Genomic DNA, 13,979 nt, shown 5'->3' on the forward strand with positions numbered 1-13,979 from the left:
GCCCTATGACATACCCATGGTCATCGAGCTTCTGTATCTCGCGCTGGGATTGGCGCTGCTGATCCGCCCCCAGTGGTTCGCCGGAATCCCCGTAAGCCGCCGTCAGCGTCGGCTGGCGGCGCTCGAAGCTGGAGCAGCCGAGGCCTTCTTTGAGGAAAAGAGGGCGCTTGAAACCTATCCGACCCGGCATTCGGGCCTGGGCCTGTGGCGCCTGCTGGGCGGCCTGATGGTCCTGACCATCCTGGCGCTTCTGCTGCTGCCGCTTTTTCCGACCAACACCTGAGGCCTGTCCATGATCGCCCTGCTTTTCGCCGCCATGGTCGCGACGAACCCCGTGGTCAGCGAGCCTCAGACCCTGAGCGAATGCATCTGGTCGCGCCTGCCCGCCGGGGACCGATCGCAGGTCCTGACCGCCTACGGGCGCGGCATGAACTCGGGCATGAACGCCCTCAACCATCATGACCTGAAGGTCATGGCCGCCGCGCCGACGTGCGCGGGCCGCGCCGACCTGCCGGCCATGTGGGTGCGCTCCGCCGTCGCCGCCCATGTCATCCAGACGGGGGCTTCGGCCTCTGTTCTGTCGGAGAAGGGCCTGGACCGCGCGCGGCTGGACGCAGCCTGGGACGCGGCCCCGCTCGAGGCCCGCAACTGCACCCTGGCCAATGCCGCCAAGGTGTTCGGCATCGACGGCCCGGCCTGCGCGGACCGCCGCGCGCCGCGCGCCTTCGCCGAGAGCCTGGGCCTGACCCATTCAATCCGCGCCGACCGCAAGGCGGCGGAACAGACCCTGATCTATATGAACGCCAAGGCCCAGGAGCAGATCGCCCTGACCCTGATCACCCGCATGCCGCCTGCCCGCCAGTAACATGGAGCCCGACCGGCCATGATGTTCCAAAGGCTGTTGCCTCTCGTCCTGATCGCCCTGGCCGCCTCGTCGCCGGGCCAGGCCCAGTCGGTTGAGACCCCGCAGCAGGACGCCGCTGCTTCGCAGGTGGAAGACGTCCTGGTCCAGGGCCTGCGGAACGACCAGATCGCGCAACAGTTCGCGTCGACGGTCGGTGCGCCGGCGCCCGGCCGAAAGCTGGCCGTCTGGCGTATGCCGATCTGCGTCGGAACCGTGGGAATGCGGGACGAGCCGGCCCGCGCCATGATCGACCGGGTTTCCGACTGGGGGCACAGCCTGGGTCTGCGCATCGGCGCCCCGGGCTGCAGACCGAACATCCTCATCGTGACCGCGGAGAACGGCGACGAGGCCGCACGATCCATGGCGGTCACCCATCGCCGCGTCTTCCGAACCGGCACCTCGGGCACGACCGCGGGCGCGGCCGCCTTGCGCGCCTTCCAGACATCCGGCCGCCCGATCCGCTGGTGGCACACCAGCATGCCGATCAAGACCGCCACCGGCAAACCCGCCGTTCGCGTACGCGGCGAGGATCCGTTCGGCGTAAGCGGAGAGATCCGTACGCCTGCGGACCTCGGCCCCTACGGCGTAATCGTCCAGCCTTCCCGTTTGCGCGACGAAACCCAGGACGACCTTCGCCAGGCCCTGATCATTCTCGAGAACTCGGCTCTGGATCAGGCCGATTTCATGCAGGTCGCCGACTATGTAGCCATGGTCGCCCTAGCCCAGATCAGTGCGGACACCTCGCCGCCGACCGCCTCGATCCTGCACTTGTTCGACGTGGCAAAGGCGCCGCCTGAAACCCTCACCGCCTGGGATCAGGCCTATCTTCAGGCCCTCTACGCCAGCGACCAGAGCAAGGCCTCTCAGGGCGCGAATGAAGCAACGATCGCCTCAGCCATGGTCCGCATCGTGGAGCGCGACAACGCCGCGAGCCAGGCGGATTAAAGCGCCCCGCAAACCCCCGCCGCTCGCGCGACGGGGGCCTACCCGCTGGCTGGCGGATATGGGCTGACGGGACCTTGGAAACGCCAGCCCGCCTGTAGAATCAGCCCCGCCGCGCCCGGTTCCAAACGGCTCAGCTGGCGACTAGATGGCGCCCATGGCCAGAAAGGCGCGTCCGGCGGCGAAGTCCCCCGCCTCGAAGCGAGCCTCGGCCACGCTGTCGTCGCGGAACAGAAACTGGATGACGAAGGTCTCGCGCGGGTCCAGTTGGGCCAGGGCGTCGGCGGCGTCGGTCGAGAAGGTCCAGACCTCGCCCTGACGCGCGCCCTCGGGCAGCAGGCCCGGCGCGGCGGAACGGGCCGAGGCGGCGAAGAAGGCCCGACGCACCGATTCCGGCGGCAGGCCGCCCCCGGTCAGCCAGACGCGCGGCGCCTGTTCGCGATCGCGCATGACCAGCCGGGCGGCATAGGGCCTGGGCCGTCCGACGAAGGAGACCACCGCCACCGGCGTCGTCGCCTTCGGGTGGGTCCCGGCCAGACCGAAGCGCACCGGCGAGCCGCCGGTGGCGCTGTCCTGCACCAGTCGCCAGCCAAGGGTCTTGCTTTCGTAGCGGTCCCCGCGCCAGGCGGCGCGATCGCCGGGGAAGCTCATCCGGGCCGCGCGCGACCAGCCGGCGAAGCCCGCCTCGACCCGCGCCCGCACCCGACTGAGATCGCCGTCGTCGCAGGCCGTGATCGACGCCTTGGACCGGGCCCGCGCCGCCGCCGCCGACAGGTCCGCCGCAGGCGTCCCCGCGCGCAGGGCCGCATTGCGCGCCTGCAGGGCCGCTGCGTCCAGGGCAGCGATCAGTTGAGGCTCGAACAGGTCGCACTTCTGATGCGCGGCCAGCATGAAGGCGCGATCATAGAAGGCATCGGTCACGGCCGCGCCGACGGGCGTCGCCAGCGTCGTCGCGACGATCGTGGCGGCCAGCATTCTGCTGACGGAACGGGGAGAAAGGCCTATCCTCATACTAATGACCCTAGGGCCGCAAGGTTCCGGTCCCGTGTCCAATCAGGGTTAGCGAATTGCTTCTATCCACCGACGTCTGGGCCGGCGCCCTGATCCGCCGCGCCGAACTGGAGGGCGCCTACGCCACCGTGGTGAAAAAGGGCGACGCGCGCGGCGGGGCCGTCATCGTCAAGGCCTACAACACCGCCGAACGCACGGCCCGCCTCTATACCGAGGCCACCGGTCAGGACGGCGAGCCCCTGTGGATCCAGCCCGTCGTCAGCGAGATGGAGAGCGAGTTGGACGCCTATATCGAACGCCAGCGCCGCTACGACCCCGACCTCTGGGTCGTTGAGATCGAGGACCGCCAGGGCCGGCACTTCCTGACCGAGAAGGTGCAGGAGGCGTAACGGCCGAGAGGAGAGACTCGATATCAAGGGGGCACGACATTGAAATTAAAGATTTTTCTTCAGTTATCAATGATAACTTCAATTTTGATATCTATATACATATACAACTATGAGAGCATTACCCACAAAACTGGGATCATGATTTATCCAGTTTCATTCTTCGGGACCTGGAAATACACAAGCTTTGTTTTATTTTGTATATATTGGCTCTGGGCAGCATCACTGATCTTGAACGCGGTATACTTCTCAACGAAAGGAAAAGAGCCCTAGACATTCTATTTTGACGGCCCACTTGATCCGAGGATGACGACGGAAAAAGGTCTGCCTGGCCTAAAAATGGTAACCGTCCTGTTCACCGCGTTCGTGAACGGGACCGCAAGCGAGATGGTCGTAAGCCTGTCACATCGGGCCAGAAGGGCCTGCGACTTGGTGGACGGCCCATGCTGTTTCTCTTGAACGACGTCGTGTTCGATCTGGACGAGGCCTGTCCGGCCCCGAGCCACGACGTGCGGCGCTTCGAGAAGCTGGACTTCGACTATGTGCTGGAGATGGGCTGCGACCTGTTCGCCGAGGACCCGATGCTGCACCGGAACGATCCGGCCCGCGCGCGGCGTCTGGCCTGGCTGATCGCGCACAAGACCGAGGGCGTGAACGCCGCCCTGTTCGCCGCCCCCGCCGTCGGCTGCGCCCCCGAACTGGTCGAGCCGCGCTTCTGCGCCCTGCCTGAAATGATCATGCGTCAGCTTCAGGCCCGCGCCGCCCACGGCGGCCTCAGCGCCGTCGCCGCCGACAAGGCGGTTTGGGGCCGAATGGCGGCCTGACGCCGCAGCCCCTTCCGTCGAACAACGTGGTTCGCTATCCCTGAGACATAGCTATCAGGGACCATCGACGTGAAACTCTTCAACGCCATGCTGCTGCGCCTGAAACGCGGCGCCGCGGTTTCCGTCCTGTCGGCCCTGGCTGCGACCGCAGCCGGCGTCGCTCCCGCCCACGCCGACTGGCTGAAGGCCGAGAGCGAACGCTTCATCGTCTATAGCGACGGCGGCGAGAGCAAGCTGCGCGACTTCGTGCAGGAACTCGAGGCCTATGACCGCTTCCTGAGGCTGCGCATGGGGCTGGACGCGAACGAGGCTCCCCCGCGCAAGCTGCCCATCTATCTGGTCGCTTCGCGACGCGGCCTGACCCAGGTGCGTCCCGACCTGCCCGAGAATGTCGCCGGCTTCTACATGGCCACCGACGAAGACATTTTCGGCATCGCCCTGCGTGACCAGACCGTCAACACGCTGAAGCACGAATATGCGCATCACTTCATGATGCAGAACTTCTCCTATCCCTATCCGGGATGGTTCGTGGAGGGCTTCGCCGAATACTACGCCACGGTCGAGGTCGAGAAGTCGCGGATTCTGGTCGGCAAGTACAATGAGAACCGCGCCTACTGGCTTCAGGCGGCGTCGTGGATGCCGATGGCCGAACTCTTGTCCAAACGTCCTCTCGAGCGCGCGCGCAACCGCGACACCTATTACCCCCTGGCTTGGCTCCTGACCCATTGGTTCATCGGCGACGCCGACCGGCAGAAGGCGCTGGACGCCTATCTGCGCGACGTCGGGGCGGGCGGCGATCCGGTCGAGGCCATGGAAAGGGCCACCGGGCTGAACCCGACCGACCTGCAACGCACCCTGCGCCGCTACATGAATGGACGGATCCCCTATCAGGCTGTCACCGTGGCCTACCCCCCGGCGCCATTGACCGTGACCCGCCTGCCGCGGTCGGCCGACGACCTGCTGTTGCTGAACCAGAGGCTGAAGGTCGGCGTGCCGGAAGACAAGCGCGCCGCCACCGCCGAGGAGGTGCGCCGCGCCGCCGCTCGCCATCCCGACGATCCGCTGGCGCTTCTGGCGCTCGGCCACGCCGAACTGCACTTCGGCGACCCCACCGCAGCCGAGGCCCCGCTGCAACGTCTGCTGGCGCTGGACCCCAACCACGTCGAAGCCCTGCAATACCTGGCGCGCGCCCGCTTGAAGGCCGCCGAAGACGCAGACAGCCTGGAAGAGACAGACCGACTGAACGGCGAGGCCCGCGCGTTCCTGCACCGGGCCTATCGCGCCGACGACGCCAACTACGCCACCCTGCTGCTGATCGCCGAGAACCGGAACGGCGGGGAAGGCTATCCTAACGACAACGACGTCGCCGTGCTGGAACAGGCCTTCGCCCTGGCCCCGCAACTCGGAGAGGCCCGGATCAACCTGGCCCAGGTGCTGATGATCCGCGACCGCAACGCCGAGGCCGTGCCTCTGCTGGAGCCCTTGGTCAACGACCCGCACAGGCCCTCGGCGGGCGCCCGCGCCCTGCTGCTGCGCGCCAAGGGCATGACCGAGGCCGAGGCGGACGCGGAGGAGGCCGAGATCCTGAAGAAGGGCGAGGCCGAGGGCGAGGACACGCCTTCGGACAGCCCCGCCAGCGACTGACCCAGCGGCGGGCCTAGATCAAGCCGAACAGGATATGGACCGCCGTCGCCGCCAGGGCGATCAGGCCGAAGCCGCAAATCAAGCCGATAACGGGGTGGAGTTCCCTTTCGCTGCGCGCGGGCGGGACCTTGCCCGGATGCACCAGAGCCATGTCGTTTCCTTTCCCTTGCGGCGTCGATCTCATGGACCGGCGTCTCACAGAAACGAGCATGCCTCTAAAAGCCCCGCTTCGCGAAGGGTCTTTCACGGCATCGTGACAATCGACTTTCGGTCCCGCGCGCGCTAGGTCCGCGCCATGTCGAAACTGACCCTGCCCGAAGAAGCTGCGCGCCGTCGCACCTTCGCCATCATCGCCCACCCGGACGCCGGCAAGACGACCCTGACCGAGCACATCCTGCTGGCGGGCGGCGCCGTGCGCGCGGCCGGCGCGGTCAAGGCGCGGGGCGACAACCGGCGCGCGCGTTCGGACTGGATGAAGATCGAGAAGGAACGGGGCATCTCGGTCACCGCCTCGGTCATGACGTTCGAGCACGACGGCAAGATGTTCAACTTGCTGGACACGCCGGGCCACGAAGACTTCTCGGAAGACACCTATCGCACCCTGACGGCCGCCGACTGCGCCATCATGGTGCTGGACGCCGCCAAGGGCATCGAGCCGCAGACGCTGAAGCTGTTCGAGGTCTGCCGCCTGCGCGACATCCCGATCATCACCTTCATCAACAAGCTGGACCGCGAAGCCCAGGACCCCATGGCCCTGCTGGACGAGATCGCCAACCGCCTGCAACTGGACCCCTCGCCCATCTGGTGGCCGGCCGAAAGCGGCAACCGCCTGCGCGGCATGGTCCAGGTCGGTGGCGAGGGTCGCTTCCAGCCCTATACGAAGAAGCCTGCCGGATCGACGGAGGATGTCCCCCACCCTGACGCCCTGCCGCTGAACGAGGCTGCGCAGTATTTCGAAGGTTCGGAACAGGCCGACCTGACCGATGCCCTGGAGCTGGTCGAGGCGGGCTACAAGCCGTTCGACCGTCAGGCCTTCCTGGAAGGCCACATGACCCCGGTGCTGTGGGGCTCGGCCCTGCGCCACTTCGGCATCGAGGAACTGCTGAAGGCCATCGGCGAATGGGCCCCCGCGCCCAAGGTCATGTCGGCCCGCAAGGAGGCCCCGCCCGAGACCCGCAACGCCCCGACGCCGGAAGACATCGTGGTCGAGCCGGGCCGCGACGAGGTCACCGGCTTCGTCTTCAAGGTCCAGGCCAATATGGACCCCAATCACCGTGACCGCATCGCCATGTTCCGCATGGCCTCGGGCAGCTTCAAGCGCGGCATGAAGCTGAAGGTGCAGAACACCGGCAAGCAACTCAGCGTCAACGCCCCCATCATGTTCTTCGCCTCGGACCGTGAACTGGCCGAGGACGCCTTCGCCGGCGACGTGATCGGCATTCCCAACCACGGCGTCCTGCGCGTCGGCGACAGCCTGTCGGAAAGCGGTCTGGTCCGCTTCGCCGGCCTGCCCAACTTCGCCCCCGAAATCCTGCAGCGCGTCCGCGTCAAGGACCCGCTGAAGGCCAAGCACCTGAAGAAGGCGCTGGAAGGTCTGGCCGAGGAAGGCGTGACCCAGCTGTTCCGCCCCGAACTGGGCTCGGACTTCATCGTCGGCGCCGTGGGCCAGCTGCAGTTCGAGGTCATGGCCGACCGTCTGGGCGAGGAATACAACCTCGACGTCGTCTTCGAGCCCAGCCCCTACGCCGAGGCCCGCTGGATCGCCCCCGCGTCGGACGGAACCAGGGCCGATCTCGAAGACTTCGCCGGCAAGTATCGCCCCCAGATGGCGGTCGACATCGACCAGAACCCGGTCTTCCTGGCCAAGTCGTCGTGGGAAACCGGCTATGTCGCCGAACGCTTCCCCAAGATCGCCCTGACCAAGACCCGGGAACGCGGCTGACCTTCGGATCAGCCCCCGACGATCAGAGCCTCGGGCAGTTCGTAGCGTTCCTTCGAGCCTAGGGCGATCTTGTAGAGATCGCCGACCTTCTCGGTCTTGAAGCCCTGGGCCTCGACGCCGTCCGCCGCGCTGACGTCCGAGCCCTTGGCCCCGGAGCGGTCGAAGAAGAGGCTGCGCGTGCGGCCGTCGGGCAGGCTGACCTTGACCACCGCCGAGCCGTCGGTGTTGCGGATTACCCCGGCGTCGCACTGACCCATGGGCTGAGACGCGGCGAGCGCGCAGGCGATTTGGCTGGTGGCGTGGAACTCGGTCCCGGCCACGCGCGCATCTGCCTGTTCCGGCTGGGGCTGGGCGGGCGTCGCCTCGACGGGCGCGGGTTCGCTTCCCTGACCACAGGCCGCCAACGCCAGCACCGCCGCCGCGAGCCCCGTTCTGATCGCCCATACGCGCTTCATGTCCGCCTCCTGCTGAATGAGGCGCCAAGGGTCTGTTGAACGGGCGCGGCGGTCAAGCGCAGCTCAGGTCTTGCTGATCGACACCCCGCCGTCGACCAGCATGGCGGTTCCCGTCATGAAGCTGGAAGCGTCGGACGCCAGGAACAGGGCGGCGCGGGCGATCTCTTCCGGCGACGCCATCCGCTTCAGGGCGTGCATTCCTTCGACGAAGGCGATGATCTCGGGCGTGTGGGCGAACTCGCGCCCCGCTTCGGTGTCCGTGCCGCCGGGCAGCAGGCAGTTGCTGCGCAGACCCTTCGCCCCGAACTCGGCGGCGATGACCCGCGACAGGCCGATCAGACCCGCCTTGGCCGCCGCATAGGCCGCCATGCCCGGCATGCCGATGGCGTGGCCGACAAAGGTCGAGGTGAAGATCAGCGAGCCGCCGCCGCGCGCCAGCATCGCCGGAATCTGATGTTTGGCGCCCAGGAAGGCGGCGGTCAGGTTGACGTCCAGCGTATCCTGCCAACGCTCGAGTGGAATCTCCGGCGTCGGCTCGTTGGCGCCGATGGCCCCGGCGTTGTTCAGGGCGATGTCCAGCCCACCGAACCGCTCGACCGCCGTGCGCACCAGCCGCTCGGCCAAGCTCTCGTCGCGGATGTCGCCGGGCACGGCGACCGCGCGGCCGCCCTCAGCCTCGATAGCCGCGACCAGGGCCAGAAGCTGGCCCTCGCGTCGGGCGGTGACGACCACCGCCGCCCCTTCGCGGGCGAACAGGCGGGCGGCGGCGGCCCCGATGCCGGAACTGGCCCCGGTGATGATGGCGACCTTGTCGGTGAGTGCAGGCATGACGACCTCGTGCGTGAAAGAGGTCGCCTTCCTTTCATGCTCCGACGCCGGGGTCTGGCGGTCTTCGGACGTCGCGTTCAGGTCGAGGGCGCGGTCGCCGCCTCCGGCTTCGGAGCGATCTCGAAGCGGGTCATGAACCACTGGACCAGGGGGCCGTTGGCCAGGGCGTAGAGGACGGTGCCGACCCCGGCCACGCCGCCCAGCATCCAGCCCATGGCCAGGACCGCGACCTCGATCGCCGTGCGCGCCCAGCCGATCCGCCAGCCGCTGATCCGCACCAGACCCGTAGTCAGGCCGTCGCGCGGGCCGGGGCCGAGGCCCGCGCCGATATAGGCCGCCGTCGCCGCCCCGTTCAGCACGATGGCGGCGGTCAGGAAGGCGATCCTCAACGCCAGCCCCTCGATGGGCGGCAGGGCCCACAGCGCCACGTCCGCCGCCGTGCCGATCAGCAAGACGTTGCACATGGTCCCCACGCCCGGCTTCTGGCGCAGCGGGATCCAGACCAGCAGGACCAGCAGCCCGACCAGGTTGACGATCATGCCGAGGCTGATCCCCGTCCGCTCGGACAGCCCCTGATGCAGGACGCTCCACGGATTGAGGCCGAGGTCGGCGCGAACCATCAGGGCAAGGGACGCCCCGTAGAGCAGCAGGCCGATCTGAAGCTGGATGAAGCGACGCATGAACATGCAGCCATAGAGCGCATCATTGGCCTTGTTTTATAGGGCCGCTTTCGCAAGGATGGCCTTGAACCACGCCTTTCCTCCCCCGCCGTCATCCTCGGGCTTGACCCGAGGATCGGGCCATCGGCTCCGCCACATGAGCCGGTTGACCCACGTCCGTCGCCAGACCTCCGGCCTCGCGCGCGCTGAATGCTCGATCCTCGGGTCAAGCCCGAGGATGACGGCTCGCGGGGGGACGAGTCTCCCCTTCCCCTAGGACGCCCCCTTATGCGCGACCTCCTCGTCAACCCCGTCTCCCTGTCGCGTCAGTTGAGCGGCTGGCGCGGGCCCGACGGCGAGCCCGCCTATCGCCGCCTGTCCGAGGCGCTGAAGCTGATGATCCTGGACGGGCGGCTGTCGCTGAGCGCTCGCCTGCCCGGCGAGCGGCGTCTGGCCGAGACCCTGGGCGTCAGCCGCATCACCGTCAGCGCCGCACTGGACCGGCTGCGGGCCGAGGGTTTTGTCGTCAGCCGGACCGGATCGGGCAGCGTCACCGCCCTGCCCGCCAGCGCCGCCTCGCGCCCGGTGCGGCTGGACGGGCCGATGCAGGGCGACGACACGCCCGGCGTCATCGACATGGCCACCGCCTCCATGCCCGCCGACGAACAGGTCCACACCGCCTATGCCCGCGCCCTGGAGGCCCTGCCCGCCCACCTGCCGGGCCGGGGCTATGAGCCGGTGGGGATCGAGGCCCTGCGCCGCGTCGTCGCCGACCGCTATGGCGCCGAGGGTCTGGCGACGTCGCCGGATCAGATCGTGGTCACGGCGGGGGCTCTAGGCGCTCTGGCCATCCTGCTGCGAGCCGTGACCCGGCCCGGCGACCGGGTCGTGGTCGAGCACCCCGGCTATCCCCACGCCCTGGACGCTTTGGTGCAGGCGGGGCTGGACCTGACGCCGGTGGCCATGACGCCGCAGGGCTGGGATATGGACGGGATGCTGGCGGCCATCGCCCGCGTGCGACCGCGGCTGGTCTATCTGATCGGGGCGCACCAGAACCCGACCGGCCATGTCCTGTCGGCGGACGACGAGGCGGCCCTGGCCGCCGCCGCCGCCCGCGTCGGCGCCCTGCTGGTGCTGGACGACACCCTGCGCGAGCTGTGGTTCGACCGACCGCCGCCCCCGCCCGTCGATCACGGCCCCCACGTGGTCCGGCTGGGCTCGACCAGCAAGCCCTATTGGGGCGGCTTGCGCGTCGGCTGGCTGCGCGCCCACGCCGAGGTCATCGACAGGGTGATCCGCCGTCGCCCCTCGCTGGACCTCGGCGTGCCGGTCATGGAGCAGCTGGCCGCCGCCGTCCTGCTGAGCGGCGATCCCGCGCCGCTGGACGCGCGGCGCCGAACCATCGCGCGGCACGAGGCCCACCTGCGCGCTCGACTGGCCGAGGCCCTGCCGGACTGGAAGACGCGCCGCCCCGAGGGCGGCCTGTCGCTCTGGGTCGAGCTGCCCCGGGCCGACAGCACCCGCCTGGCCCTGGCCGCGTCGGACCACGGCGTGCGCATCGCGCCCGGCGTGCGCTTCGGCGTCAACGGCGCCTATGAGCGTTTCCTGCGCCTGCCCTTCAGCCGCAACGAGGCCGATCTGGACCGCGCGGTGGAGGGCCTGACCGCAGCGTGGAACACCCTGGACCGCCGCGCGCCGCGCAAAGCGCTCATGCGGGCCGACGCCGAGCCGGTGATCTAGGTTCGTCGAAAACCCGCGCGTTGCCATAGGTTGCAACAGAGGCCACGGACATCCGCCATGCAAATCAGAACCCATACGAAACGGTCGATACGCTTTGCGACTGCGTTTGCCGCCTGTTTCGTGGTCGGCTGGTCGCTGGCGCTCGTACTTCCGCGTCAGTACGCCAGCCTGCTGATGACCTTAAGCCTGGCCCTTGCCTTTCCCTTGATATTGCTGGGCCGAAAATCTCAGCGCATCGTCACGGTGACTACGGCCATATCCACAGACGAACGAAACAGGTTCATCGCGCGAAATACCTTCTGGCTATTCCTTTTTCTTGCCGGATTGGGCTTTTCATCGTGGTGCGCACTTTTCGCTCCGCCTTTCAATTCGAGACCATTCGTCGGACTCGGCTCGGTCATGGTTGCTGCCGTCGGCCTCTGCATGATGTGGAAGACCACGATGGATCACGTCACCAAGCTGGCCTCCGCAGAAACCAACGTTCCGAGTGAGGCCCATCATCCATGAGGCGATACTAGAGCTCCATTCCTCCGCTCCAGCCCGAAGGTCATGGCGAACATCAGGACGCAGACGGCGCTGCAGGCCGCCAAGGCCAACCCCGCCGAGTGGTCCAGCACCATGCCGTAGCTGAGCGGCGCCGCCGCCTGAAAGAACCTCGCCGGCGTCAGGATCAGGGCCTGACGCGTGGCGTAGTTCTCCTTGCCGAACAGGTGCAGCGGCAGGACGCCCGAGGCCACCGACAGCAGGCCGTTGCCCGCCCCCTGCCCCAGAGACACGGCCCCGGCCAGCGACTTGCCGCCGAAGAAGGCGACCGCCGCCCCCAGCGGGTGCAGCAGGGTGGCGAAGCGCAGCACCATGACGGGCGAGCCCTTGCCGGATGTGAGGAAGGCCAGCAGCCGCACGACCACCGCCGCCCCGGCCATCAGGCTGGCCGCCACCGCCGCTTCGGCGGGTTCCAGCCCCAGCCGCCCCAGCAGGCGCGGCAGATGGGCGCTCATGGCCGTGGCGATCCACCAAGCCCCGGCGAACAGGACCGCCAGCCGGATCATCCGCCCGTCCCAGCGCACCGGCGCGCTGTCCGCCGAGGGACGCGGCCCGGCGCGACCGTCGGGCAGGATCGTCAGATAGAGGGGCAGACAGACCAGCAGATGCAGCCCCGCCCAGCCGAAACAGGCCCCGCGCCAGCCGACCGCCTCGATCATGGTCAGCGTCATGGGCCAGCCCAGGGCTCCGCCAAAGGCGCCGATCAGAGACACCGCCGTGATCGGCTTCTTGGCCTCCTCGCCGTGGATGGCGACCAGCACCGCAAAGGCCGGACCATAGAAGCCCACCCCCATGCCGATCCCCAGCGTCAGGATGGACGCCACCATGCTGACCGGCCCCTGCGACAGGCCCAGCCCCGCCAGGCCAAGCGCGAAAACCACCGAGGCGACCGTCAGCACCTCGCGCCCGCCGCGCCGGTCGACCCAGCGCCCGCCGAAGGGGCTGAGCGCCGCCGAGATCAGGAAGGCCCCTGACAGAGCTGCGAACACCAGCGACGGCGTGGTCCCGGTCCCCGCCGCCAGCGGCTCGGCCAGCACCCCCAGCAGGTAGTAGCTGGAGGCGAAGGCGACGATCAGGCCGAAGCCGAGGACGGGAACGATCAGGCGATGAGCAGGAGACGACATAGGGCGCTGTCGTCGCCGCATTGCCGCCGGGACGAAAGCGACCTATCGGGAAGGGCATGTTCGAAAATCTCACACCCAGCGCCGCCTTGCCCTCGCTGAACGCCTTGCGCGCCTTCGAGGCCATGGCGCGGACCGGCAGCGCCACCCTGGCGGGCGCCGAGCTGAACGTGACCCACAGCGCCGTCAGCCGTCAGGTCAAGGCGCTGGAGGCGCAGATGGGGGTTCGGCTGTTCGAGGGGCCGCGTCACGCCCTGACGCTGACGCGGGCGGGGCGGGACCTGCTGCCGGGCCTGACCGCCGCCTTCGACGGCCTCGCCGCCGCCGTGGCGCGGGCCCGCAGCGAGGGTCAGGACCTGCACGTCGCTGTCAACGCCAGCCTGTCGGTCAAGTGGCTGATCCCGCGCCTGGCCGATTTCGGGCGGCTGTACCCCGAGATCCGGGTGCATCTGGTCGAACTCGCCCCCCACGCCGTCAGCCGGCGCGGCGCCGACGTGGTGCTGCGCCTGCTCGACCCCTACCGGATCGAGACGTTGCAAGCCCAGCGGATCATCCCCAACGCCGTCGGTCCGGTCATCGCGCCTTCTCTGGTCGGGGCTGTGACGGGCAATGACCCGCGTGCGGCGGTGCTGAACGCCCCGCGCCTTGTGGCCCGCACCCACCTGAGCGGGTGGAAGGACTGGTCGGCGTTCAGCGGCCGGCAATCCGTCGAGGCGTCCGAGCGCCCCGTCGCCCACCTGCATTTCGCGCTGGACGCAGCCCTGGCCGGCTGGGGCGCGGCGGTCCTGCCCTGGGCCTTGGCGGCCGAGGCGGTCGCGGACGGGCGGCTGCTGGCCCCCTTCGGCTTTCACGCCGACGGCGGGGCGGTCGCCGCCATTCCCGGCGCGGGCGAGCCGTCGCGGGCGCGCCGCGCCTTCGTCCGCTGGCTGGTCGATCAGGGCAGGGCCATGCCGCCCGCGCCGATCCCGAACTGACCGCAA

At 68.6% G+C, this 13,979-nt stretch carries 16 protein-coding genes; 10 read left to right on the plus strand and 6 right to left on the minus strand.

Going from position 1 to position 13,979, the window contains the following annotated elements:
- Positions 1 to 16 precede the first annotated feature (16 nt).
- Genes ACI2KI_RS07180 through ACI2KI_RS07190 form a run of 3 tightly spaced genes read left to right on the plus strand, consistent with a single transcriptional unit; the run spans position 17 to position 1,849 of the window.
- Positions 17 to 283 carry a hypothetical protein gene (locus ACI2KI_RS07180; protein WP_404618719.1) on the plus strand — a complete coding sequence of 89 codons (267 nt, stop codon included), beginning with the start codon at positions 17 to 19 and terminating at the stop codon, positions 281 to 283.
- Between the two features lie 9 nt (positions 284 to 292).
- A complete protein-coding gene (locus ACI2KI_RS07185; RefSeq protein ID WP_404618721.1) occupies positions 293 to 865 on the plus strand; it encodes a hypothetical protein in 573 nt (190 codons plus the stop codon).
- A gap of 18 nt (positions 866 to 883) precedes the next feature.
- Positions 884 to 1,849 (plus strand): hypothetical protein, encoded by a 966-nt coding sequence (locus ACI2KI_RS07190; RefSeq protein ID WP_404618723.1) that lies wholly within the window; start codon positions 884 to 886, stop codon positions 1,847 to 1,849.
- 141 nt (positions 1,850 to 1,990) lie between these two features.
- Here ACI2KI_RS07190 and ACI2KI_RS07195 read toward each other — a convergent pair whose 3' ends face one another.
- Positions 1,991 to 2,821 carry a hypothetical protein gene (locus tag ACI2KI_RS07195; protein ID WP_404618725.1) on the minus strand — a complete coding sequence of 277 codons (831 nt, stop codon included), beginning with the start codon at positions 2,819 to 2,821 and terminating at the stop codon, positions 1,991 to 1,993.
- A gap of 92 nt (positions 2,822 to 2,913) precedes the next feature.
- Between ACI2KI_RS07195 and ACI2KI_RS07200 the strand changes: the two genes are divergently transcribed.
- The 3 genes from ACI2KI_RS07200 to ACI2KI_RS07210 all read left to right on the plus strand — a co-directional run bounded on the left by ACI2KI_RS07200 (position 2,914) and on the right by ACI2KI_RS07210 (position 5,711).
- Entirely contained in the window at positions 2,914 to 3,246 is a 333-nt protein-coding gene (locus tag ACI2KI_RS07200) for a DUF1491 family protein (protein ID WP_404618727.1), read from the plus strand.
- A gap of 440 nt (positions 3,247 to 3,686) precedes the next feature.
- The gene (locus ACI2KI_RS07205; protein ID WP_404618729.1) at positions 3,687 to 4,067 is read left to right on the plus strand and encodes a hypothetical protein; all 381 of its coding nucleotides are present in this window, start codon (positions 3,687 to 3,689) and stop codon (positions 4,065 to 4,067) included.
- A 69-nt stretch (positions 4,068 to 4,136) separates the two neighbouring features.
- Positions 4,137 to 5,711 carry a tetratricopeptide repeat protein gene (locus tag ACI2KI_RS07210; RefSeq protein ID WP_404618731.1) on the plus strand — a complete coding sequence of 525 codons (1,575 nt, stop codon included), beginning with the start codon at positions 4,137 to 4,139 and terminating at the stop codon, positions 5,709 to 5,711.
- 13 nt (positions 5,712 to 5,724) lie between these two features.
- Here the strand turns inward: ACI2KI_RS07210 and ACI2KI_RS07215 are convergent, their stop codons facing one another.
- The gene (locus tag ACI2KI_RS07215; RefSeq protein WP_292084376.1) at positions 5,725 to 5,862 is read right to left on the minus strand and encodes a hypothetical protein; all 138 of its coding nucleotides are present in this window, start codon (positions 5,860 to 5,862) and stop codon (positions 5,725 to 5,727) included.
- A gap of 144 nt (positions 5,863 to 6,006) precedes the next feature.
- Here ACI2KI_RS07215 and ACI2KI_RS07220 point away from each other — a divergent pair, with 144 nt between their 5' ends.
- Positions 6,007 to 7,653, plus strand: a complete 1,647-nt coding sequence (locus ACI2KI_RS07220) for a peptide chain release factor 3 (RefSeq protein ID WP_404618733.1) — start codon at positions 6,007 to 6,009, stop codon at positions 7,651 to 7,653.
- An 8-nt stretch (positions 7,654 to 7,661) separates the two neighbouring features.
- Here ACI2KI_RS07220 and ACI2KI_RS07225 read toward each other — a convergent pair whose 3' ends face one another.
- From ACI2KI_RS07225 to ACI2KI_RS07235, 3 genes are all read right to left on the minus strand, one after another.
- On the minus strand, positions 7,662 to 8,108 hold the full coding sequence (locus tag ACI2KI_RS07225; RefSeq protein ID WP_404618735.1) for a hypothetical protein: 447 nt from the start codon (positions 8,106 to 8,108) through the stop codon (positions 7,662 to 7,664).
- A gap of 63 nt (positions 8,109 to 8,171) precedes the next feature.
- The gene (locus ACI2KI_RS07230; RefSeq protein ID WP_404618737.1) at positions 8,172 to 8,936 is read right to left on the minus strand and encodes an SDR family oxidoreductase; all 765 of its coding nucleotides are present in this window, start codon (positions 8,934 to 8,936) and stop codon (positions 8,172 to 8,174) included.
- Positions 8,937 to 9,013: 77 nt separating this feature from the next.
- Positions 9,014 to 9,616, minus strand: a complete 603-nt coding sequence (locus ACI2KI_RS07235) for a YitT family protein (protein ID WP_404618739.1) — start codon at positions 9,614 to 9,616, stop codon at positions 9,014 to 9,016.
- Between the two features lie 267 nt (positions 9,617 to 9,883).
- On the opposite strand from ACI2KI_RS07235, the gene ACI2KI_RS07240 reads away from it, so the two are divergent.
- Entirely contained in the window at positions 9,884 to 11,335 is a 1,452-nt protein-coding gene (locus ACI2KI_RS07240) for a PLP-dependent aminotransferase family protein (RefSeq protein ID WP_404618741.1), read from the plus strand.
- Between the two features lie 57 nt (positions 11,336 to 11,392).
- Positions 11,393 to 11,842 (plus strand): hypothetical protein, encoded by a 450-nt coding sequence (locus ACI2KI_RS07245; protein ID WP_404618743.1) that lies wholly within the window; start codon positions 11,393 to 11,395, stop codon positions 11,840 to 11,842.
- Here ACI2KI_RS07245 and ACI2KI_RS07250 read toward each other — a convergent pair.
- The gene (locus tag ACI2KI_RS07250) at positions 11,833 to 13,002 is read right to left on the minus strand and encodes an MFS transporter (RefSeq protein WP_404618745.1); all 1,170 of its coding nucleotides are present in this window, start codon (positions 13,000 to 13,002) and stop codon (positions 11,833 to 11,835) included. The two genes, ACI2KI_RS07245 and ACI2KI_RS07250, sit on opposite strands and share 10 nt — an antisense overlap.
- 56 nt (positions 13,003 to 13,058) lie before the next feature.
- Between ACI2KI_RS07250 and ACI2KI_RS07255 the strand changes: the two genes are divergently transcribed.
- Positions 13,059 to 13,973: a LysR family transcriptional regulator gene (locus ACI2KI_RS07255; RefSeq protein ID WP_404618747.1), complete on the plus strand. Its 915-nt coding sequence runs from the start codon at positions 13,059 to 13,061 to the stop codon at positions 13,971 to 13,973.
- Positions 13,974 to 13,979: the final 6 nt, after the last annotated feature.

The sequence above is a fragment of the Brevundimonas sp. NPDC046655 genome (assembly GCF_044901625.1).
In the GTDB taxonomy this organism is placed as follows: Bacteria; Pseudomonadota; Alphaproteobacteria; order Caulobacterales; family Caulobacteraceae; genus Brevundimonas.